Origin of the sequence: Pseudomonas gingeri, from assembly GCF_013386165.1 — a bacterium.
GTDB classification, from domain to species: Bacteria; Pseudomonadota; Gammaproteobacteria; order Pseudomonadales; family Pseudomonadaceae; genus Aquipseudomonas; species Aquipseudomonas gingeri_C.
Genome location: NZ_JACAOS010000018.1, coordinates 213,080 through 234,408, shown reverse-complemented (window position 1 = coordinate 234,408; position 21,329 = coordinate 213,080). Strand labels below are relative to the sequence as shown.

Annotated in this window: 25 protein-coding genes; 5 read left to right on the top strand and 20 right to left on the bottom strand. The window is 62.0% G+C overall.

What is annotated here, in order from left to right; all coding sequences use genetic code 11:
- Positions 1-4: 4 nt before the first annotated feature.
- Entirely contained in the window at positions 5-856 is an 852-nt protein-coding gene (gene copD, locus HX866_RS22725; protein ID WP_177140446.1) for a copper homeostasis membrane protein CopD, read from the top strand.
- A gap of 152 nt (positions 857-1,008) precedes the next feature.
- The gene (locus tag HX866_RS22720) at positions 1,009-2,379 is read left to right on the top strand and encodes a GntT/GntP/DsdX family permease (RefSeq protein ID WP_177140445.1); all 1,371 of its coding nucleotides are present in this window, start codon (positions 1,009-1,011) and stop codon (positions 2,377-2,379) included.
- A gap of 174 nt (positions 2,380-2,553) precedes the next feature.
- On the opposite strand, the gene HX866_RS22715 is transcribed toward HX866_RS22720, so the two are convergent.
- From HX866_RS22715 to HX866_RS22710, 3 genes are all read right to left on the bottom strand, one after another.
- Complete coding sequence (locus HX866_RS22715) at positions 2,554-3,039, bottom strand: GNAT family N-acetyltransferase (RefSeq protein ID WP_177094731.1); 486 nt, start codon at positions 3,037-3,039, stop codon at positions 2,554-2,556.
- A gap of 63 nt (positions 3,040-3,102) precedes the next feature.
- A complete protein-coding gene (locus HX866_RS34430) occupies positions 3,103-3,234 on the bottom strand; it encodes a hypothetical protein (protein ID WP_256344979.1) in 132 nt (43 codons plus the stop codon).
- Positions 3,224-3,799 carry a DUF4865 family protein gene (locus tag HX866_RS22710; protein WP_177140444.1) on the bottom strand — a complete coding sequence of 192 codons (576 nt, stop codon included), beginning with the start codon at positions 3,797-3,799 and terminating at the stop codon, positions 3,224-3,226. The genes HX866_RS34430 and HX866_RS22710 overlap by 11 nt, the downstream gene beginning before the upstream one ends.
- A gap of 106 nt (positions 3,800-3,905) precedes the next feature.
- Here HX866_RS22710 and HX866_RS22705 point away from each other — a divergent pair, with 106 nt between their 5' ends.
- The 3 genes from HX866_RS22705 to HX866_RS22695 all read left to right on the top strand — a co-directional run bounded on the left by HX866_RS22705 (position 3,906) and on the right by HX866_RS22695 (position 5,491).
- The gene (locus HX866_RS22705) at positions 3,906-4,772 is read left to right on the top strand and encodes a LysR family transcriptional regulator (RefSeq protein WP_177140443.1); all 867 of its coding nucleotides are present in this window, start codon (positions 3,906-3,908) and stop codon (positions 4,770-4,772) included.
- 114 nt (positions 4,773-4,886) lie between these two features.
- Positions 4,887-5,201 (top strand): type II toxin-antitoxin system RelE/ParE family toxin, encoded by a 315-nt coding sequence (locus HX866_RS22700; RefSeq protein ID WP_177094726.1) that lies wholly within the window; start codon positions 4,887-4,889, stop codon positions 5,199-5,201.
- 2 nt (positions 5,202-5,203) lie between these two features.
- Positions 5,204-5,491, top strand: a complete 288-nt coding sequence (locus HX866_RS22695; RefSeq protein WP_177094723.1) for a helix-turn-helix domain-containing protein — start codon at positions 5,204-5,206, stop codon at positions 5,489-5,491.
- Between the two features lie 117 nt (positions 5,492-5,608).
- Here HX866_RS22695 and lpxO read toward each other — a convergent pair whose 3' ends face one another.
- The 17 genes from lpxO to acpP all read right to left on the bottom strand — a co-directional run bounded on the left by lpxO (position 5,609) and on the right by acpP (position 21,198).
- On the bottom strand, positions 5,609-6,508 hold the full coding sequence (lpxO, locus tag HX866_RS22690; RefSeq protein WP_177140442.1) for a lipid A hydroxylase LpxO: 900 nt from the start codon (positions 6,506-6,508) through the stop codon (positions 5,609-5,611).
- 250 nt (positions 6,509-6,758) lie between these two features.
- Positions 6,759-7,679 (bottom strand): PfkB family carbohydrate kinase, encoded by a 921-nt coding sequence (locus tag HX866_RS22685; protein ID WP_177094719.1) that lies wholly within the window; start codon positions 7,677-7,679, stop codon positions 6,759-6,761.
- Complete coding sequence (locus HX866_RS22680; protein ID WP_177094717.1) at positions 7,672-9,138, bottom strand: purine-cytosine permease family protein; 1,467 nt, start codon at positions 9,136-9,138, stop codon at positions 7,672-7,674. Before HX866_RS22680 ends, HX866_RS22685 begins: the two co-directional genes overlap by 8 nt.
- 115 nt (positions 9,139-9,253) lie before the next feature.
- Positions 9,254-10,258 (bottom strand): ADP-ribosylglycohydrolase family protein, encoded by a 1,005-nt coding sequence (locus HX866_RS22675; RefSeq protein WP_177105649.1) that lies wholly within the window; start codon positions 10,256-10,258, stop codon positions 9,254-9,256.
- On the bottom strand, positions 10,255-10,968 hold the full coding sequence (locus HX866_RS22670) for a GntR family transcriptional regulator (RefSeq protein ID WP_177124668.1): 714 nt from the start codon (positions 10,966-10,968) through the stop codon (positions 10,255-10,257). The genes HX866_RS22675 and HX866_RS22670 overlap by 4 nt, the downstream gene beginning before the upstream one ends.
- A gap of 208 nt (positions 10,969-11,176) precedes the next feature.
- Positions 11,177-11,740, bottom strand: a complete 564-nt coding sequence (locus tag HX866_RS22665; protein ID WP_177094711.1) for a DUF1285 domain-containing protein — start codon at positions 11,738-11,740, stop codon at positions 11,177-11,179.
- A gap of 2 nt (positions 11,741-11,742) precedes the next feature.
- On the bottom strand, positions 11,743-12,360 hold the full coding sequence (locus HX866_RS22660) for a DUF4823 domain-containing protein (protein WP_177094709.1): 618 nt from the start codon (positions 12,358-12,360) through the stop codon (positions 11,743-11,745).
- Between the two features lie 67 nt (positions 12,361-12,427).
- Entirely contained in the window at positions 12,428-13,396 is a 969-nt protein-coding gene (locus HX866_RS22655; RefSeq protein WP_177140441.1) for a GTP 3',8-cyclase MoaA, read from the bottom strand.
- A gap of 137 nt (positions 13,397-13,533) precedes the next feature.
- Entirely contained in the window at positions 13,534-14,172 is a 639-nt protein-coding gene (locus HX866_RS22650; RefSeq protein ID WP_177094706.1) for a TetR/AcrR family transcriptional regulator, read from the bottom strand.
- Between the two features lie 506 nt (positions 14,173-14,678).
- Complete coding sequence (locus HX866_RS22645; protein ID WP_177105652.1) at positions 14,679-15,464, bottom strand: TatD family hydrolase; 786 nt, start codon at positions 15,462-15,464, stop codon at positions 14,679-14,681.
- A gap of 13 nt (positions 15,465-15,477) precedes the next feature.
- Positions 15,478-15,834, bottom strand: a complete 357-nt coding sequence (locus HX866_RS22640; RefSeq protein WP_103496781.1) for a PilZ domain-containing protein — start codon at positions 15,832-15,834, stop codon at positions 15,478-15,480.
- A 43-nt stretch (positions 15,835-15,877) separates the two neighbouring features.
- A complete protein-coding gene (locus tag HX866_RS22635; RefSeq protein ID WP_177140440.1) occupies positions 15,878-16,864 on the bottom strand; it encodes a DNA polymerase III subunit delta' in 987 nt (328 codons plus the stop codon).
- The gene (gene tmk / locus HX866_RS22630; RefSeq protein ID WP_177094701.1) at positions 16,857-17,489 is read right to left on the bottom strand and encodes a dTMP kinase; all 633 of its coding nucleotides are present in this window, start codon (positions 17,487-17,489) and stop codon (positions 16,857-16,859) included. The genes HX866_RS22635 and tmk overlap by 8 nt, the downstream gene beginning before the upstream one ends.
- A gap of 19 nt (positions 17,490-17,508) precedes the next feature.
- The gene (gene mltG / locus HX866_RS22625) at positions 17,509-18,789 is read right to left on the bottom strand and encodes an endolytic transglycosylase MltG (protein WP_177140439.1); all 1,281 of its coding nucleotides are present in this window, start codon (positions 18,787-18,789) and stop codon (positions 17,509-17,511) included.
- Between the two features lies 1 nt (position 18,790).
- Complete coding sequence (gene pabC / locus HX866_RS22620; protein ID WP_177140438.1) at positions 18,791-19,606, bottom strand: aminodeoxychorismate lyase; 816 nt, start codon at positions 19,604-19,606, stop codon at positions 18,791-18,793.
- Positions 19,606-20,850: a beta-ketoacyl-ACP synthase II gene (gene fabF, locus HX866_RS22615; RefSeq protein WP_177094694.1), complete on the bottom strand. Its 1,245-nt coding sequence runs from the start codon at positions 20,848-20,850 to the stop codon at positions 19,606-19,608. The genes pabC and fabF overlap by 1 nt, the downstream gene beginning before the upstream one ends.
- 111 nt (positions 20,851-20,961) lie before the next feature.
- The gene (gene acpP, locus HX866_RS22610; RefSeq protein WP_177094692.1) at positions 20,962-21,198 is read right to left on the bottom strand and encodes an acyl carrier protein; all 237 of its coding nucleotides are present in this window, start codon (positions 21,196-21,198) and stop codon (positions 20,962-20,964) included.
- Positions 21,199-21,329: the final 131 nt, after the last annotated feature.

Below are 21,329 nucleotides of genomic sequence, written 5' to 3'. Positions count from 1 at the left end.
GTCTATGCAAAACGCCATGGTCCTGTGCCGCTTCCTGCATTTCGCCGTGGTGTTGTCGTTGTTCGGGGCCTGCCTGTTCAGGCCCTGGCTGATCGGCAGCGCGGCCAGCCCGGCACTCGACCTGAGGCTGCTCAAGATCAAGCGCTGGATGGCCCTGCTGGGGTTGCTCAGCGCTGGCGGCTGGTTGCTGCTGACCACCGCCAATATGACCGGCGACTGGGCCGACGCCCTGAATCCCGCCACTCTCCAGCTGGTCCTGGGCAAGACCTTTTTCGGTCAGGTCTGGAGCTGGCACCTGGGGTTTTGCCTGCTGCTGTTGCTCAGTCTGCTGGCCAACGCCCGCCCTGCCTGCAACCTGATCCTCGGTTTCCTGCTGCTGGCGACCCTCGCCCCGGTCGGCCACGGCGCCATGCTCGAAGGCCTCGACGGGCGCCTGCTGATGCTCAACCAGTTCATCCACCTGAGTGGTGTCGGTGCCTGGGTCGGCGGCCTGATGTTGCTCGCGCTGATGTTGAGCCAACCGGCGGAACATGACATCAAGCGGATCCTGCGCCGATTCGGCGACCTCGGCTACCTGCTGGTCGCGGTGATTATCATCACCGGCCTGATCAATGTCCGCGTACTCACCGGCGCCCTCTGGCCGACGCCATTGTTCAGCGGCTTCGCCCTGATCCTGCTGATCAAGGTGCTGATGGTCGCGCTGATGCTGGGGCTGGCGCTGTTCAACCGGGTGATGAGCCCTCGCGGACCTTTCAGCCTCTTGCGCACCAGTGTGACAGTCGAATGGCTGCTCGGGCTGGGGGCGATTCTCGCGGTCTCGCTGCTGGGCACCTTACCGCCGATGCTGATGGACTGAGGCCGCTCAGGCCTTGCCAAGCAACCGCGTCAATCTGTCTGAACCTTCATACTGCCGTTCGGAAAAAAACTCGCTCATGTAATCATCTATATGAATCCATCAGGTATATTCCCTCCAGACACGTGACAAAATATTACAAGAAGGGGTTCCCGTTGGATCTTTCACATGCCGCGTGGCTTGCCCACGACACCCGCCTGATCGTCTGCTGCCTGCTGGCAATCGCCACCATCATCGTGCTGATCAGCCTGACCAAACTGCCACCTTTCCTGTCCATCCTGGTCGGCACCTTTGTCGCCGGGATCGGCGCCTCGCTGCCGCCTGAAGAAGTGGCCAAGGCGTTCAGCAAGGGCGCCGGCAGCCTGCTCGGCGAAGCCGGGATCATCATTTCCCTGGGCGCCATGCTCGGTGCGCTGATGGCCGAATCCGGGGCCGCCGACCGTATCGCCTCAACCCTCCTGCGCCATGCGCGGGGCAAGGCCCTGCCCTGGGTCATGGCGTTGGTGGCGATGGTCATCGGCCTGCCGTTGTTCTTCGAAGTCGGCCTGGTGCTGATGGTGCCGATCATCTTCGTGATCGCCCGTCAGTCCGGCCAGCCGCTGCTGAAGGTGGCGATCCCGGCATTGGCCGGCATGACCACCCTGCACGCCCTGATGCCACCCCATCCGGGCCCGTTGATCGCGGTCAGTGCCTTGCACGCCGACCTCGGCCTGACCATGTTGCTGGGCTTTTGCATCGCGGTCCCGGCGGTCATCCTCGCCGGCCCGCTCTACGGTATCTGGCTGTCCAAGCGCATGGACGTGAAGGAGCCGGCTGAGCTCGGCGCGCTGTTCACCGCCAAGGTCGAGACCCGGCGCAAACCGAGCTTCGGCATTTCCTTGCTGATTATCCTGCTGCCGGTGCTGCTGATGCTCGGCAGCACCCTGGCCAAGGTCGCCATGGCGCCGCAAAGCACCCTCGCCGTGACCTTGAAATTCCTCGGCGAACCCTTGATCGCGCTGGGCATTGCGGTGATTGCGGCAGTGATCTGCCTGGGCTGGTCGATCGGCATGGCCCGTGACCAGGTCGGCGGCGTGCTGCGCAAGAGCCTCGGGCCGATTGCCGTGCTGTTGCTGACCATTGGCGCCGGTGGCGGGCTGAAACAGACCCTGCTGGAAGCAGGGATCAGCGACACCATCAGCAAGGTCGCCACCGGCGCGAACATGTCCTACGTGCTGCTGGCCTGGCTGATTGCCGTGGCACTGCGCCAGGCCACCGGCTCGGCCACCGTGGCAACCACCACCACGGCGGGCATTCTCGCGCCGCTGATGGCTGGCCTGGCGACGACGCAAAGCTCCCTGGTGGCCCTGGCCATCGGCGCCGGCTCGGTGTTCTTCTGCCACGTCAACGACGCCGGCTTCTGGATGGTCCGCGAGTACTTCGGCTTGCAGCTCAAGCAGACGATCTGGGTCTGGTCGGTGTTGCAGACCATTGTTTCGGTGGTCGGGCTGATCGGTACCTTGCTGTTGTGGCAGTACTTCAAATAAACCAGCGCCCGTGATTGCCCGAGACGTCGTCTGCGGGCAATTCGTTCGATAAAGCCGGTAATGACACGCGGCCCCCTGTAGGAGCGAGCTTGCTCGCGATGAGGCCCTCAAGTCTTGTATCGCCCTTGCGGACGCCATCGCGAGCAAGCTCGCTCCTACAGATGAGCAGTGTTTTCAGTCCTGCGAATAGGCAAAGTTCTTCAACACCTCACCATCCATGCGGTAGCGCACCCATTCATTCTGGGGTTGCGCGCCGATGGATTCGTAGAAGCGAATCGCCGGTTCGTTCCAGTCCAGCACACTCCACTCCAGGCGCCCGCAATCATTGGCACAGGCGATCTGCGCCAGGTGCCGCAAGAGCTTCTTGCCCGCACCCGCACCACGTTGTTGCGGTGACACGTAAAGGTCTTCCAGGTACAGGCCGTTACGCCCGAGCCAGGTGGAATAACTGAAGAAAAACACCGCAAAGCCAACCGGCTCGCCATCACGCAGGCAGATCAGGCCGTGGGCCGTGGCGCCTTCGCCAAACAGGCTGCGCTCGATGTCGACGACGTTGGCGATCACTTCATGGCGGGCGCGTTCGTACTCCGCCAGTTCAGTGATAAAGGCCAGGATCTGCGGCGCATCGCTGGGCCGGGCTTCGCGTATTTCAAGGGACATGGGCGCTTCCAGAGTCGGTGAAGTCGCCCATGCTATGCGGATTGTGTTGCCGCTTGAATCACTTCAATGAAAATTCACCAGCAACAGGCAGGTCAACAACGTCAAACCGATGATCAGCCCTGCGCCGACACCCAGCCCGAGCAGATGAATGCCCAGGCTATCCCAATGCCCGGGCGCTTCCTCTTCAGGCGCCATGACGCAGGCGATCAAGGCCCGGCTGCGCCAGGTAGAGCACTTCATAGGCCTTGCCGGCGCGGCGGCGATCGGGTTCGGACGACGACAAGGTGATCCGGATCAACTGCCAGGCCGCCGTGTCCAGCGCCAGGAACACCGCAACGGTATCGTCCTGGCGAACGATGGCCTGGTTACGTTCCACCTCCGCCGCCAGCAAGCGCACGCGGTCAGCCTCCGGGTTCACCGGCAAGGTTTCGCGGTACAACGCCCGCGCCTGGGGCGCACGGCCCAGTTGCAAATCCAGGGGCAGCCAGGCCTCGATATCCGGGCGGCCAAAGGAATCGATCACGCGCTGGAAACGTTCGTCCATCAGAAAGCCCGCGGCGGCGCTTGGATCGGACCAGAGGTACACCGACGAATACAGATTGGCCTGGGCCCCGAAGACGCCGCGCTCCTCGGCGATAAAAGCCTTGAACAGCAGGCCCTGGGTCTCGTCCCAGAGCGGCCCCAGTTCGCTGGCGCGGCGACGGATCAAACCCATGTCGTAGAGAGCGGGCAAGCGGTGTGAATATTGTTTGGCAAACATGGCGGCACTCCTGTGGGAAAAGGCTATCAAGAACCTGGAGCCAGCTTGCGCAGGATCTATAATTACAACAAGATATCTATAAATATATGTGTGATAAGAGATAGATATGACTGAAGCCGTCAAGCCTCTCGATATCGACACCGTCCAGGCCTTTGTGCTGATCGCCGACTTCGCCAGTTTCACCCGTGCGGCCCAGGCGCTGGACACCTCACAGGCGGCCATCAGCCTGAAGCTCAAGCGCCTGGAGGAGCGTCTCGGTTACCGCTTGCTGGAGCGCACGCCACGCCATGTGCGGCTGTCGCCCCCGGGCGAGCAGTTCATCCATGCCGCCCGCGCCTTGCTCCAGGCCCACGAGCGGGCGCTGGGGGATATGAGCGCCACGCCCAATCGGCGCTTGATCATCGGCATCAGCGACCATGTGGCGGGGCCGGACCTGCCGACCCTGCTCAGCCGCCTGGCGCACTATGATCCCCTGCTGATCATCGAGGTGCGGATCGCTTCGTCCCGGGACCTCAGCGCCGCCTTCGATCGCGGCGAACTGGATGCGGCCATCGTCCGCAGCGAAGGCGACCGCCACGACGGCGAGGTGCTGGTGGTGGAGCGCTTCGGCTGGTTCGCCGCGCCCACCTGGCAACACATTCCTGGCAGCGTCCTGCGCCTGGCGACCATGGCCGCACCCTGTGGCGTACGGCACCTGGCGGTGCGGGTGCTGGACGACGCAGGCATCCCCTGGACCGAAGTGTTTATCGGCGGCGGCGTGATGGCGGTGGGCGCGGCGGTCAGCGCCGGGCTCGGCGTGGCGGCACTGGCCAAGCGGGTGGCGCCGGCCGGCGCAATCGAGGTCGGCGAACAACTCGGACTGCCGGCGCTGCCGATCACAGAAATCATCCTGCATAGCCGCCCCACGGATGCTCGTTCGCAGGAAACCCTGCGGGCGCTGAGCGCGACATTTCGTGGGGTGCTGGAGCGATAGTCGATCAGGCCGGATTCTCTACAATCCAGAACATACGGTTACAGATCTCAACGTGAGACCTGGTATGCGTCGGCGTAGACTTGCGAAAAAGTAAGTCACTGGCGTACATTAGCTATGATTTTTATAGAAACCCCTGTCTTTACCCGTCGGGTCAGAGAGCTTCTGGACGACGACACCTACGCGAGCTTTCAAAAGTCGCTGGTGCTGGCACCATCGAGCGGCGATGTCATCGAGGGTACAGGTGGAATCCGAAAAATCCGTGTCGCAGCCAAAGGACACGGCAAACGGGGCGGTGCCAGAGTGATTTACTACCACTTTGTCTCGGTGTCACAGATTGCACTACTGATGATCTACCCCAAGAACGAACAGCAAGAGCTTGCTGCCGACCAACGTAAAGCATTAAAGGCAATCATCGAGCACTGGAGATAACCTTGAGCAAATTTTTTGATGAGCTGATGGAAAGCGTGCAACAAATGGACGAGATCGTGCGCGGAGAGCGTCAGCCCTCCCGCGAGTTCAGCGTGGATGCATTGCAGATCAAGGAGATTCGCAAAGCTACGGGCCTGACACAGGCCAAGTTCGCTGCCATGATCGACGTTCAACTCGGCACGCTGAGAAATTGGGAGCAAGGTCGACGTGAGCCGACCGGCCCGGCCAAAGCACTGCTAAGGGCAATTCATAATGACCCTGAGCATGTGCTCAACGCCCTGGCAATTTGAAATCAGCCAACATACTGAATTCGGTTTTCCATCGCGCGGATAGATCTTGTGCGACTAAAAACAAATCGGCCGGGCTCCCATGGGGACCCGGCCGATTTCGTGAAGCCATGGCAGAAACTAGATCAGCAGAAACAGTGCCAGCAAGCCACCGAAGATTACCCACTTTTCCAGGTAGTAGCGGGTACGGTTGGTCTTCTTCAAGGCCTTGCCGCGCACGCGAATGCCGTAGATCTTGGCGAAAAACTTGTTGATCCCACCGGTCTTGTCGTTGGCATCATTCGGCGACGCCGCAGCCGACATCACATTACGGCTGAACCAGCGGTTGAACGCCGTTGCCCAGCGATATTTCAGCGGCCGCTCGACATCGCAGAACAGGATCACGCGGTTCTTGTCGGTCTTGTTTTCGGCGTAGTGGATAAAGGTTTCGTCGAACATCACCGGTTCGCCGTCGCGCCAGTGGTAGTCCTGGCCGTCGACATTGATGTAGCAGCCCGGATCGTTCGGCGTTTCCAGACCCAGGTGGTAACGCAAGGAACCGGCGTAGGGGTCGCGGTGGCGGACCAGGCGCGAACCCGGCGGCAACTCGGCGAACATCGCGGCCTTGATGCTGCCGATGCTATTGAGCAGTTCCGTGGTGCGTGGGCACAACTCGACGGCGGAAGGATGGTTGTCGCCGTACCACTTGAGGTAGAAACGCTTCCAGCCGGTCTTGAAGAACGAGTTGAAGCCCACGTCGTTGGGCGTCTCGGATTTCTTGATCTCACCGGCACGCAACAAGGCCAGGGCCTCGGTGCGGATTTCCTGCCAGTTGTCCTGCAACGGCTTGAGTTCGGGGAAGTCGGCCGGCTCCAGATACGGACGGCTCGGCACCTTGGAGAACAGGTAGAGGAAGCAGTTGATCGGGGCCAGGAAGGTCGAATGGTCGCTCAGTTGCCGGCCCAGCTTGTGCCGGACCTTGCCGCGCAGGTGTACGTACGCGATGGACAAAACGTAAACAGCAATGATGATGAGTTTCACGGGCGTCGTCACAGAAGTCGAAAGGACACGCTACCTTTCATGTATCCGGTGGCCCGGTGCACACAGGCCGGGGTCCAGACATCGCAAAGGTAGCCAACGCACTAGGGTAGAACAGCAGGCGTATGGGTTTCCAGTGTTTCATCTCCCGGATGAAAGCAAACCGCTATCTATTACAGGATTTTCTTACAGTTTTACCGGTCCTCCGACCTCTCCTGTAGGAGCGAGCTTGCTCGCTCCTACAGGAGAGTCTTCAGCCTTCAGCCAGCATGGCATCCACTTCCGGCTTCCCGGGCGAAGTCGCCGGCCCCCAGCGCGTCACCGCCAGGGCCGCCGCCGCATTGGCGCGCCGGGCCGCCTCGGGGGCATCCAGCCCCGCCGCCAGCCCGGCGAGGAACACACCGCAATGGGCATCGCCCGCACCGTTGCTGTCCACCGCCTGCACCTTGAAACCGGGAACATGCTGGTGCTCCCCAGCCCGGCTGACCCAGCAACCGTTCGGGCCGTCACGCACCACCAGCAGAGCCCCCTTGGCCAGCCGCTCGCTCAAGCTGTCGAGGGAGCCGGCAATATCCGCCGCTCCGGTAAAACCCAGGGATTCGACGCTGTTGCTGGTCCAGATATCGATGCGCGGCAGCAAGGCCGCCATCGGCGCGGCGTCCGGCGAGTTGACCAACGGTCCCGGATCGAACACCACGCTCACCTCCTCAGGCAAGGCCAGCAACCACGCCAGCAACGCCGGCGCCTTGTCCGGGTATTGTAGGCTGTAGCCGCTGACATAGACGTAGTCGTCGGCCTGCACCGCAACCCGGGCCAGCTCTTCAGCCGAGACGCCGCCCTCCGCGCCGATATAGGAAATGAACGTACGCTCGGCGCTGGCTTCAGTCAGCGACACGCAGAGCCCGGTGTCCTTTTCGCTGTCGCGGTCGAGGGCGATCTCGACCCCTTCCGCCGTCATCGCCTGCCGGGCCAGGTCGCCGAAACGCCCATGACCGTGGCGCCCGAGGTAGACCACGGGCAAACCGTTGCGCCGGGCAGCGGCCATGACGTTGAAACCCGCACCGGCTTCGAAACTGGCGGCGTTCGCCAGGGCGTCGCCGCCGGTGCTCGGCAGTTGGTCGAGGGACATGACCAGGTCAACCATGACCTGGCCGGTATGCAGCAATCTAGCCATTGGCATTCTCTACAAACGCGGCACGGCGATCCGCCGCACCACCGAGCACGGCGTAAATACCGCCGGCAACCAGAAAGGTGACGATCCAGCCCAGGCCGTTGTGACCCAGCCAGGAGTCGGAGAGGAAACCGCGGAACCAGGTGGTCTCGGCGGTGGTGCCGATGGTGGTGAAGCTGAAACCCAGGACAATGGCCACGGCCCAGGCACCGAACGCGCGCCATTCGATACCACCGCTATACCAGTAGGCACTGCTCGGACTGACGTCCAGCAGGTCTTTGGGGCTGTAGTACTGGCGATGCACCAGGTCGACCACGAAGATCCCGACCCAGGCGGTGATCGGCACTGCCAGCAACGAGATAAAGGTGATGAACGGGCCGTAGAAGCTGTCGGCGATCAACATGAAGTAGATGGAGCCGGCGAAGATCGCCACGATATCGACGATCACCGCATGCACGCGCTTGACCTTCAGACCCAGGGTCAAGGTGGTCAGGCCTGCCGAGTACACCGACAGGTTGTTCGACAGCAGCAGCCCGCCGAACGCGGTGATCAGGTACGGCACGGCCATCCAGGTCGGCAGCATGTCGCGGATCGCGATGATCGGGTCGGTCGCCTGGGCCAGATCGTGGTTGCCCACCGACAGCAGGCCGCCGAGGGTAATCAGCAGCACCAGCGGGATACCGGCGCCGAAAGCCGCCGAAGCCACCAGACGCACTGCCTTGACGCTCTTGTGCTGGTAGCGCGACATGTCCGCGCCAGCGTTGGCCCAACCGATCCCGGTGCCGGCCGCCATGGTGCCGATGCCGATGATCATTGCGCTCATCGGTGCCGGGGTGGCATTGAACACCGCGCTCCAGTCGATGGTCGCGCAGAGGAAACCGCCCACCAGGATATTCAGGGCACCGAAGACATAGGTCGCCCACTTCTGGATCACCAGCAGGGTCGCATGCCCCAGGCCCGAGACCGACAGGGTCAGCAGCACGAAGATGGCGATAAACAGCAGCGTCAGTACCGGGGCGCTCTTGGCCTCCACCGGCGAGTGGAACAGGATCGAACACAACGACAGCAGCACAAATGCCGCGGTGGTGGTGTTGACCGTTTCCCAGCCCAGGCGCGACATCAGCGAAACGATGGTCGGGCCGATATTGCCGCGCACGCCGAAGATCGCTCGCGACAGGGTCAGGCTCGGTGCGTGGCCGCGACGACCGGCGATGGAGATAACCCCCACCACCGCGAAGGAACCCGCCGCGCCGAGAATCGCGACGATGATCGCCTGCCAGATCGCCAGCCCGCGAAAGGCCACCAGGGTCGCCCCCAGCGGCAGGCCGAGAATACTGATGTTGGCCGCGAACCAGACCCAGAACAGTTGCAGCGGATGGCCGTTGCATTCGGCTTCCGGAACGGGTTCTATGCCGCGGGTTTCCAGTTGGCCGGCACTTTGGCCGGCGTTTGATGAAGTCATGGTAGTTCGCTCCTGATGCCAATTGTTGTGGTTGTTGGGCAGTGCGGAAGGTGTAGAAACCCCTGGGCCACTTCCGGGCCCCCTTCGTCTGCAGTCCATTGCGTGTTGTTGTGTGTCAGGCGTTGCGCAGGGCGATCAGCCCTTGAACCAGTGGCACCAGTTCCAGCGCATTGACTTCGATGATTTTCGCGATCATCTCGGCGGGCCAGCAGTCCAGGCCATCGCAGGCCCCGAGCATGGCGCCGAGGATGCCGGCGATGGTGTCGGTGTCGCCGCCGATGCTGGCGGCCAGGCACAGGGCCTCGAAGGCCTTGAGCTTGCCGAGCGCGACCCGTTGGGCCAGCGCAAAGGCCACGACCACCGACTCCTGGGACGCCACCGAGGTGCCGACCACGTCATACAGCAGGTCGGCCAGTTCGGCGTCCGGGCAATCGCGACTGAGCTCACGGGCCCAGCGAATCCGCGGCCCCAGGCGCCCACCAGCGACCCAGTGACCCTGCTTTTCGGCGGTAAAGGCCATCTCGGTGCCGATATCCAGCGCCTGCGCCAGACTCTGGCGATTGATACCGCTGGAGATCACCGCAGCCACCGCGGCTGCGCTGGAGATTCCCAGGCTGGTGTTGTGGGTGACCTGGCACGCCTGGACCACCGCCTTGAGAAAGCTCAGGGGCTGGGCGATATCGGCGGCGATGCCCACCGGGGTAATGCGCATGGCCGCGCCGTTGGTGGTGCCGTAACGCCCGGATTCTTCCGGGCTGTGGCCAGCGAGGATCATTTCAATGGCGCGCTTGGTCGACGGCCCGAGCAGGTCCTGCGAACCCTTGGCCTGCATCTGCGCTTCCCAGGCGATCAGCCGCTCGGCCAGCAGGGCCGGTTCGATATAACCGTTGCCATCGATCAGCAACTGCGCGACCAGGATCGCCTGCTCGGTGTCGTCAGTGATGGAGCCGGCTGGCATGTTCGGCGCGATAGGCTGGTCGGGACCGGCGTCGATCAAGGTGGTGATGCTGCCGAAGCGAGCCTGGATTTCGGCGCGGCTCAAAGATTGGGTCGGCATGCCCAGGGCATCGCCCAGGGCGAGGCCGTAGAAGGCACCGAGGGCGCGATGAATCGGGGTCATGTCGGGTTTCCAAACGCCAGGTGCAGGCGGAAATGCAAAGGGTCCAGCAGGCTTTCGACCTGCTCCATGAAACGTCCCTGCTTGTCGTAGGTGGTGCGCAAGGCCTTGAGGAAGACCGTGCCCAAAGGGCGCCCGAGCAACTCGGCGTCTTCCACGGACAAGGGTTCGGCGCCGATCCATTGATCGCCGCGATCACCGACATAGCCGTAGGCCGCCAGGGTGATGGTCAGGGAGTTGTCGATCAGTCCGACGCTGGGCAGGCCTTCCAGGCCGCCGCTGGCCGGTATCAGCGAATGTTCGAGGGAGACCGCGGTGCCTTCGGTATTGCGCCGGCGCCGGTCGAGGGCGATGAACTGTTCGATGCCGTAGCGACTGAACAGGTCCGGCCGCGTCACCGCCTCCAGGCGCAACACCTCGGTGTTGATCATCGCTCCACTGTCTGCCAGGGCCTGGGCCCAGCCGGCGCGCTGGTCGAGGGGAATGCCATCGTAGGTGACGATGGAGCCCACGCCGCTCTGGGTCGCGATGTAATTGCGCCGCTTGAGCTCGGCCAGGGCCTCACGCAGCGTGCCACGGCTCACCGAGAATTCTTCGGCCAACTGATGTTCACCCGGCAACAGCAAGCCGTCTTCAAGAAGACCGCTTTCGATGCGCCGGATCAGCTCATCGACCACCTTTTTTTTCTTATCAAATCGGACATGTCTAATCATGTACAAATTGATAACCGAAACAGGCTCAGGGACGCAAGGATTTTATGTTGCTGGGAGATGAATGGTGGTGTTCTTCAGGACGCTATCGCCAGCAAGACGACTCCCACAGGACTGCGTCTCAGCACAAAAGGATCGTGCTACCGAGGTTTCTGCAGGAGCAGCCGATCGACGCTCGATTGCTCGCGATCCGCCGATAGGCGGAATCCAATCAGGGCTCGAGACCGATGGGAAAAAACTCGCCGCAGCTCCAGACGCCCAGCCAGGATTGACCGTCAATTTCCCGGGTTACCGCCAGTTCCACCAATTGGTAGAACACATTGCGGTGAATCAGAGCCTCGAGATTGACGCGCACATGCAGGTACGGCGCCGGCTCCTGGGTCAGTGGATCGATGACTACGCGGATCGGATGTTCAACGCCCGCCACCACCTGTTCATCGACATTGCTGGTGAACAGCAGCCGTTGCGCCTCACCCTCGCCTTCGACGCTCAAGGTCAGCGCCACGAACGGCGCATCGTCGACCTTGATTCCGACCTTTTCCACCGGCGTGATCAGGAAATAATCATCGCCGTCACGGCGAATAATGGTGGAGAACAATTTGACCATCGGCTTGCGGCCAATCGGCGTGCCCTGGTAATACCAGGTGCCATCACGGGCGATACGCATGTCGATATCGCCGCAGAATTGCGGATTCCACAAGTGAACCGGCGGCAGCCCCTTGTCCGTCCTGGGGATTTGCGCCAACAGATCGCTGGTCTTGCCCGGCTCACTCATACTCAATCCGACATCCACTGTTCACCGATGCCCAACAGACTACGCGCATATTCGGCCAAGGGGGCGGCGATCTGGTCTTCGGGCTTGTTGTTGTGGAACGTCAACAAGCCACCACGGCTCTTGATCCGCGCGCTATCGATCAGGTATTGGGTGCCGGTCTCAAGCAACATGATCTGGATCACACCGGTGTCCACGCCCAGGCGGTCGACGGATTGCTGGTCGGCCCATTCGTCGGAGTTGCCGATGCGGTCGTCAGCCTTGGCGAAGCGCGTGTACAGCAGGTAGTGCGCGCCAGCGGAACGGGCTTCGGCCATGGCCTGGTCAAGACCGAGGGGCGCACGGGCGCGACGCACCATGGGGAAATATTCGATGAAGCCGTTGAAGGCTTCCTCGGCCACCACGTTGGGACGCGGGTAAGCACTGCCGGGAGGCGTAAAGGCGCCTTGGGCAATATAGATAAAGGAGTCCGGCTGGATGCGCAGCGAATGGAGCCGGCGCGTATCACTATGATCGAGCAGGCCCGCATCACTCATCTGAGAGCGAACACCTTCGCCCATGTCACTGACACTCATGCAGCCGCCCAGCGCCAATAACGCCAGCAGCACAACCAGGCTACGCATCCTACCCTCCAGAGGCCGGTGACGGAAAACCGGCGAATAATCGCGAGGATGCAGCTTCCGCGCCAGATCAGCCACCGATGATTTTCATCACCGTCGCACCGCCCGAGAATGCCACTTCCTGCTTGTCGCCCAAGGCCTTGACCAGCAGCCGCTGCAACGCCGGCAGCGCCTCGTGGCGGGGCTTGTCGAGCAGGTCGCCGACATAATGCCGGTTGCTCGACGACAGGCAGCCATGCAGCCAGCCGGTGGACGACAGCCGCAAGCGCGAGCAGGTCCGGCAGAACGGCACGCTTTCGTTGGCGATCACGCCGAAGTGACCGCGCCCCGGAATCGCGTAACGCACCGCGGTGGCATCCACCGGGGCATCGGCCTGCAGGTATTCATAGCGCTCGCCGATCAACCCCAGCAACTGCTGGAGGCTGACGAACTGCTGGAGAAAGGCATTGCCGTCACTGGCCAGGTGGCCCATGCGCATCAGTTCGATAAAACGCAGCTCGTAGCCGCGTTCAAGGCAGTAGTCCAGCAGCGGCATCACCTGGTCGAGGTTCTGCCCCCGCAACGGCACCATATTGACCTTGATCTTCAGCCCCGCCGCCCTCGCCTGCGCCATGCCGTCGAGCACGCTGGCCAGGTCGCCGCCGCGGGCAATCGAACGAAAGGCGTCAGCGTCCAGGGTATCGAGGGAGACGTTGATCCGCCGGATCCCGGCATCCACCAGCAACGGCAGTTTGCGCGCCAGCAACTGACCGTTGGTGGTCAGGCTGATGTCTTCCAGGCCCATCTGGCCGACCGCGCCCATGAAGGCTTCCAGCTTCGGACTGACCAACGGCTCGCCGCCGGTAATGCGCAGGCGTTCGATCCCCGCCGCCTCGATCAGATAGGCCACGCCACGCGCCATGGCCTGCGCCGACAACTCATCCTGGGCAGCCACCAGCCGCTTGCCGTTGGGCACGCAGTAGGTACAGGCGTAGTTGCAGGCGGAGGTCAGGCTGATGCGCAGGTTACGAAAACGCCTGCCTTGACGGTCAACGATCATGGAACACTCCGGCGATGGACTCTGGAACGCGCAAAACTTGACTCATAAATCAAGTTTTGACAAGCCCTATCCCTGAGTATAGGCCTGGGGCATTGCGCCATATAGGAAAACATGACGCAATCACCCGGCCGAATGCCTTAACTGGCGGGCAGTTCGGGGTCGCGCTTGCGCTTGTTGCCCATGCGCACGCCGATATCCATCAGGAACTGGAAGAAACCTTCCTGATCTTCCAGCACATTGCTCCAGAACGGCGAGTGGTACAGCGCGACAGCGCCATGCACCAGGGCCCAGGCGGCGCAATAGTGGAAATACGGCGGCACGTCCTCGAGCTTGCCTTCGCTGATACGCCCCTTGATCAGCAAGGTCAGGCGTTCGAAGTTGGACGCACGGATCTTGTGCAACTCCTCGACCATCTCCGGCACCTGGTGGCCCTTGACCACTTTTTCTTCCAGGCGGTCGAACAGGCGGTAACGTTGGGGATCGCGCATACGGAATTCGAAGTAGGCCCGGGACAGGGCTTCCTTGTCCTTGTCGACATCCGCCGAGTGCAGCAGCTCGTTCAAATCACGCTCGTAGTCGAGCATCAGGCGCAGGTAGATTTCCGCCTTGGATTTGAAGTGCTTGTAGATGGTGCCTTTGCCGATACCGACGGCATCCGCGATCATCTCGACGGTGACACTGTCTTCACCTTGTTCGAGGAACAGCTTTAGCGCGGTATCGAGAATTTCTTGCTCGCGGCGACGAAACTCACGGACCTTACGGGGTTCTTTGTGCATAAGAAAAGGTCTGTAGGGGCAAAATCGAAGCCAAGCATTATGCCTGACTCACGCCAAATTGCACGAATCATCCGAGGCCTTTCGTTTTCACTGTCGACGAATCAGGCCGCACCAGTCAGAAAGGCTTCGCGACGGTCACGGATCGTCGCCGTCGGCAGCCGCTGAAAAGCGTTCCGGCGCGAAGAGAACTCAACAGAAGCGCCGGTATTCCAAATCTGTTTAAAAAATGAGCAACGGTCACTGGACGTCGAGCGATCCTGACCAATACTTGAATTGTCGGCGCGACATCTCCCCCAAGTGGCGCGTCGATAAAGGCACCAATGGACTGTGAGCCTTTGTTTTACTCCTAATGGTCTTAACCCGGATTCACCCCCCAGAACCCGGGTTTTTTTTGCCCACGATTTGAGCCTTCCACTAGCTTGTGGGAGCCGGCTTGCTGGCGATGGGAGCGACGCGCTGCCCTGTCAGACCGCGTTGCCGGAATCGCCAGCAAACCCGCGCTACGCTCAAGAGGCCACATGAGCCAACGGAAACAGGCGCTTGAAGTTCTCGGTGGTCTGCTCGGCGAACTGCTCGTACGGCACCCCGCGCAGCATCGCCAGGTAGTCGGCGACATCCCGTACATACTGCGGCAGGTTCGGCTTGCCACGATGGGGAATCGGCGCCAGGTACGGTGAGTCGGTTTCCACCAGCAGGCGATCGGCCGGCACTTGCCGAGCGACGTCACGCAAGGCATCGGCATTGCGGAAAGTGACGATGCCCGAGAGGGAAATGTAGAAGCCCAGGTCCAGCGCCGCCTTGGCCATCTCCCAGTCTTCGGTGAAGCAATGCAGCACGCCGGCCTGGGGCAGTTGCGCTTCACGCAGCAACGCCAGGGTATCGGCGCGTGCGCCTCGGGTGTGGACGATCACCGGCTTGCCGGTCTGCCCGGCCGCCTCCAGGTGCAAGCGGAAGGACGCCTGTTGCACGTCGGCGGCTTCGGGCTCGTAGTGATAGTCGAGACCGGTTTCACCAATGGCCACGACGCGCGGATGCTCAAGCTCGCGCAGCAACCAGTCGAGGGCCGGAGCGGCGTCGGGCTTGACGTCCAGCGGGTGGACGCCGACCGAACAGTCGACATCGGCATAACGCTCGGCCAAGGCTTTCACGTCGGCTGCATTATCGACACTCACGCCGATACACAGGAAGTGCCCGACCCCGCGCTGACGCGCCGCGTCGAGGGCTGCATCGAGAGAGCCCGCATGTTCAGCGAGATCCAGGCGGTCGAGGTGGCAATGGGAATCTACAAGCATAAAAAGGCGACAACTACATCGTATGGGTGGGACGGTCGGACTTCAGAGCGCCGGCCAGATGGGTTTCGATCTTGCTGCGGGCGGTGTTGTCGCCGTCGTTGAATTGCACGCCGACTCCCGCCGCACGGTTGCCCTGGGCTCCCTTGGGAGTAATCCAGGCGACCTTGCCGGCGACCGGAATCTTTTCCGGTTCGTCCATCAGGTTGAGCAACATGAACACCTCGTCGCCCAGCTTGTAGCTCTTGCTGGTGGGGATGAACAGGCCACCGTTCTTGATAAAAGGCATATAGGCCGCGTACAGCACGGACTTGTCCTTGATGGTCAGGGACAGGATACCGTTGCGCGGGCCGGGACCAATGGGTTCGTTCATACTCGCTCCGGTCATGCAGATAGCCGATTCTAGGCCCATCGCCTCAGTGTTGGGTAGGTAAAGCTGCCCATTGCACCAACAGTGCTTCGAGCAACAACACCCGATTGAGGTTGGCCTTGCTCAGGACCTTCTGGCGCTGGGCGAGAATCCAGTCCTGGATCGACAGAACCTTGTCGCGGGTCGTTTTCTGCGCCAGGTATTGCACCACCTTGCGCATATCCCCCAGACCCAGGCCGGCTTCGTCCTCGGTCAGTTGATAACGCAGGATCAAACTCGACCAATCGCAGAACCAGTCGAACAGCAACAACAACGGAATGGCGTTCCAGCCTTCAGCCAGCTGGGTGGCCGATTGCTGCTGCTTGAGCAATTTCTTCACCCCGTCGACCACCAGCGCCCGCTGTTCGCGAACGCCCTGGGCCTGGAGGCTGACAGCAGCCAGGGGTGAACCCGCCGCCAGGGTCAGCAGCTCGACCCGTTCTTCTTCGCTGCTGTCCGGCAACGCCGTCGCCAGCCATTGCAGGCTCATGGCCTCGCTCGGCAGCGGACAGGCCTGTTGCACGCAACGGCTGCGGATGGTCGGCAGCAAACGGCTGGACTGGTGACTGACCAGCAGCAACACGGTATCGCCGGAAGGTTCCTCAAGGCTCTTGAGCAAGGCGTTGGCGGCGTTGATATTCATCGACTCCACCGGCTCGATCAGCACCACCTTGCGCCCGCCCAGTTGTGCGGTCTGGACCACGAAGCTGACCAGATCGCGGACCTGGTCGACCTTGATCGCCTTGTCGGCTTCTTCCGGCTCCAGAATGTAGTTGTCCGGATGGCTGCCGGCGTTCAGCAACAGGCAGGACTTGCACTGTCCGCAGGCATTGAGGTTTGCCGGGCTCTTGCACAGCAGCAGCGCCATCAGCCGTTCGGCCAGGGCGCGCTTGCCGATGCCCGCCGGGCCGTGGAGCAGATAGGCATGGGCGTGCTGGGGCCGCCCGGCCATTTGCTGCCAGAGGCCGTCCTGCCAGGGATAGGCTTCAGCCACGGTGCCGCTCCAGGATTTCCGGCAGCAGCAAGTCGAGGGACTGTTGCACCTGGGCCAGCGTCTGGGCCGCATCCACCAAGCGGTAGCGCGACGGATCGGCTTCGGCGCGTTTCAGGTAGGTGCTGCGCACGGCGTCGAAAAACACCCGGCCTTCCTGCTCGAAACGGTCCAGCCGGCCCCGGGCGCTGGCGCGGGCCAGGCCGACTTCCACCGGCAGGTCGAAGACCAGGGTGAGGTCAGGGCGCAGCTCGCCCTGGACAAAATGCTCCAGGGTGGCAATACGCTCCGGGGACAGGCCGCGACCACCGCCCTGGTAGGCATAGGTGGCATCGGTAAAGCGGTCACACAGCACTATCGCGCCACGGGCCAGGGCCGGACGGATCACCGTGGCCAGGTGCTGGGCGCGCGCGGCGAACACCAGCAGCAGCTCGGTGTCGGCACACATGGCCTCGTCGCTGGTCGCCAGCAGCAGTTCGCGGATCCGTTCGGCCAGCGGCGTACCACCGGGCTCGCGGGTCAGCAGGACATCGACGCCCTGGGCCCGCAGGCACGCAGCCAGGTAATCGCGGTTGGTGCTTTTGCCGGCGCCTTCCGGGCCTTCCAGAGTGATAAACAAGCCAGTCACGGGCAGTCCTTAATCAGGGTCATTGCGAGTCTTTCGCCTCGGCGTCGGTTGACGCCGGTGCCGCGGGTACAGGTTCGACAGCCGGGGCCGATGCGGGTTTCGGCGTAGGCCCGGGCGCCTCGGGCGTCGGGCTCTGGGCCGGGGCCACCGTTGGAGTCGTCGGTGCTGGCGCAGTTGCCGGAGCAGAAGCCGGAACCGTCGGCGCCGGTACAGCTGCCGGAGCAGAAGTAGGAACCGGCGGCGCGGGTGCAGCCGTCGGAGCCGTGGCCGGCGCCGGGCTGGAACGATAGTCGGCCCGACGCTTGAGCTGGAACTCACGCACCGCATTATTGTGGGAGTCCAGGTCGTCGGAGAAGACATGGCTGCCATCGCCGCGCGCCACAAAATACAGGCTGTTACCCGCTACCGGGTTCAACGCGGCGTGAATCGCCTCGCGGCCGACCATGGCAATCGGGGTCGGCGGCAAGCCGGCGTTCATATAGGTATTGTAGGGGTTGGCCTCCCGCAGGTGAGCACGAGTGAGCTTGCCGGTATAACGCTCGCCCAGGCCGTAGATCACCGTCGGGTCGGTCTGCAACAACATGCCCTGTTGCATGCGCCGGACAAACACCCCGGCGATCTGGCCACGTTCCTGGGGTACGCCGGTTTCCTTTTCCACCAGCGAGGCCATGATCAGGGCCTGGTAAGGCTCGGTATAAGGTGCATCGGCAGAACGTTTCTGCCACTCCTGGGCCAGGACACTGTCGAGGCGATCGTAGGCTTTCTCCAGCAGTTCGGCATCGCTCATCCCGCGCACGAAGCGATAGGTATCCGGGAAGAAGCGACCTTCGGCGAAGACATCCTTGTGCCCCAGCTTGGTCATGACTTCGCTGTCACTGAGACCGGCCAGGGTTTGCTGGAGCTTTTCGTTCTTGGCCAAGGCCGCACGCACCTGGCGGAAGTTCCAGCCTTCGACCAGGGTCAGGCTATACTGCACCACTTCGCCGCGTTGCCACAGGGACAGCAGCGAACGCACATCCATACCCGGCGTCAGCCGATACTCGCCGCTGTGCAACGGCACACCGGCAAGATTGAAGCGCCAGTAGAGGCGCAGCCAGAAGGCGTCCTTGAGCAAGCCTTCGGATTCGAGGCGATTGAAGGTGCCCGTCGGTGTCGCACCGGCCGGAACATCCAGCAATTGTTCCTGCTTCAGGTTGAGGGGCTGTTCCAGCGCCGAATGCAACTTCCAGGCGGAACCGCCCAGGAGCAAACCGGCCAGCACCAGAACGGCTTGCAGCAGCACCAAGAATTTACGTCTCAATTCAAACTTCCAATAGCGCGCGGGCAATGCCTTGCAGTTTACGGGTGAGCGGGCCAACCGACCAGCTCAGGTCGGCAAAAGCCCGGACGGGCCAAACGCCGTAGACGCTGTTACAGAGAAAGACTTCATCAGCCTGTCGGAATTGCTCCAGGCTGATATCGGAAATATCGACAGGAATCGCCAGGGCTTGCGCCTCGTCCAACAGCTGCGCCCGCATCACCCCCGCCACGCCACAACGGCTAAAATCAGCGCTACGCAGCACACCGGCCTGCACCAGGAACAGATTGCTGAACACGCCTTCGATCACCCGACCCGAGGTGTCGAGCATCAAGCCTTCGGCATATTCGGTACCCTGCCATTCGGCACGGGCCAGGACCTGTTCCAGGCGATTGAGATGCTTGAGCCCGGCCAGCAAGGGCTGCTCGGACAAACGCGTGGTACAGGGGAAAAGAGCAATACCCTGCTGCTGGTAGGCCTGTGGATAAGTCGCTGGCGGACTGCCTTGCAGGATACGCCGCGGCTGCACATCCGCCGACGCCGCGTAACCGCGCTGGCTGTCACCACGGGTGACGATCAGCTTGAGCACGCCCTCGCCCAACGCCGCGCTGTAGGCGAGCAGCTCGCGGCGAATCAGCCCGTGATCCGCCGCGATACCCAGGCGCCGACAACCGTCAGCCAGGCGTTGCAGGTGCCGTTCGAGCAGCACCGGCTCGCCGGCTTTCACGGCGAGGGTCTCGAACAGACCATCGCCGTAGGCCAGGCCACGGTCCTTGAGGGACAACACATCGCCCGGCTGGCCGTCGACCCAGCTGTCCATCACTCGGCGAACCGGCGGAACACCAGGGAGCCGTTGGTACCGCCAAAGCCGAAGGAGTTGGACAACACCACATCAATGGGCATGCGCCGAGCTTCGTGGGGAACGAAATCCAGGTCGCAGCCTTCATCGGGCTCATCGAGGTTGATGGTCGGCGGCGCCACCTGATCGGCAATCGCCAGCACGCTGAAGATCGCCTCGATGGCACCGGCGGCACCCAACAGGTGACCCGTCATCGACTTGGTGGAACTGATCGCCAGCTTGTAGGCCTGCTCACCGAACACCTGCTTGATCGCCTGGGCTTCGGCCAGGTCGCCAGCCGGTGTCGAAGTGCCATGGGCATTGATGTACTGCACCTGATCCAGGTTCAGCTTGGCATCGCGCATGGCGTTGGCAATGCAACGGGCCGCACCGGCGCCGTCGGCGGGTGGCGAGGTCATGTGGTAGGCATCGCCGCTCATCCCGAAGCCGATCAGCTCGGCGTAGATGGTCGCGCCACGAGCCTTGGCGTGCTCCAGCTCTTCGAGCACCAGGGCACCGGCACCGTCGGACAGCACGAAGCCGTCACGGCCCTTGTCCCACGGACGGCTGGCACGGGCCGGCTCGTCATTGCGCGTGGACAGCGCACGGGATGCGCCAAAACCGCCCATGCCGAGACCGCAGGCAGCCATTTCGGCACCACCGGCAATCATCACATCGGCTTCATCGTAGGCAATGTTGCGCGCGGCCATGCCGATGCTGTGGGTGCCCGTGGTGCACGCCGTCGCGATGGCATAGTTCGGCCCCTGGGCACCCAGGTGGATGGACAGGAAACCGGAAATCATGTTGATGATCGAACCGGGGACGAAGAACGGCGAAATGCGCCGTGGGCCCTGGTCGTGCAGCGTGCGGCAGGTTTCCTCGATATTGGTCAGACCACCAATACCCGAACCCATGGCGACGCCGATGCGCTCACGGTTGGCGTCGGTGACCTCGAGGCCGGCGTTACGCACCGCCTGGAAGCCGGCTGCCAAGCCGTATTGAATGAATAGGTCGAGTTTGCGAGCTTCTTTGGCCGACAAGTACTCTTCGACATTGAAGCCTTTTACCGAGCCGCCAAAACGGGTGGTATAGGCAGAAAGGTCCGTGTGTTCGATCAGACCAATGCCACTGCGGCCAGCCAGAATGCCCTGCCAGGTACTCGGAACATCGGTACCCAATGGCGACAACATCCCCATGCCGGTGACTACGACGCGTCTACGCGACACAGCACTCTCCTTTATCCTGTTGACGACACTTTGCCTCACACCTAAAGAAAAAACCGCACGCCATAATGGCAGTGCGGTTTTTCCATGACAGCAGGCAACGATTACAAACTATTACGCCTGATGCTTGGTAACGTAGTCGATAGCGGCTTGAACGGTAGTGATTTTTTCAGCTTCTTCGTCAGGGATTTCAGTCTCGAATTCCTCTTCCAGAGCCATCACAAGCTCAACGGTGTCAAGGGAGTCGGCACCCAGGTCTTCAACGAAGGAAGCAGCGTTAGTCACTTCTTCTTCTTTGACGCCCAGTTGCTCGGCAACGATTTTCTTGACGCGTTCTTCGATGTTGCTCATACCTTGTTTTCACTCCTAATGGAAAAATTCAGGCAGCTGGCCGGTGAGTCAGTGTATAGAAAGGCTTTTCAGCTTTTCAACCGAAAGCTTCAGCCTTTGTCCCCCTTTGCCCTCTGCCCCTGAATAAGTTG